We start from the raw sequence: 235 nt of genomic DNA on the forward strand, positions 1-235 counted from the left end.
CAGTTGTGCTTTCTCCGCCAGTTCACGCACTCGCGCAGGCGCGTTGATCACACCACCACCCAGATAAAGCACCGGGTGTTTGGCGGCGTTAATCATCGCCGCCGCGTCACGAATACTTTCTTCGCTAAAGGCGGGTGCGGCGGCTTTTTCTGCCATAGCGGGCTGTGTTTCAATCTCAAAAACTGCCGTTTGCACATCCTTAGGAATGTCTATCCACACCGGGCCAGGGCGGCCT

The 235-nt window shown here is 57.0% G+C and carries 1 protein-coding gene; it reads right to left on the reverse strand.

Annotated features, from left to right (window positions below; translation table 11 throughout):
- Positions 1-156, reverse strand: a 156-nt coding sequence (locus QP437_RS10870) for a hypothetical protein (RefSeq protein WP_369279341.1), incomplete at its 3' end; no start/stop codon positions are given.
- Positions 157-235: the final 79 nt, after the last annotated feature.

Origin of the sequence: Haemophilus sp. UMB1048 (genome assembly GCF_030218125.1) — a bacterium.
Classification (GTDB): domain Bacteria; phylum Pseudomonadota; class Gammaproteobacteria; order Enterobacterales; family Pasteurellaceae; genus Haemophilus_D.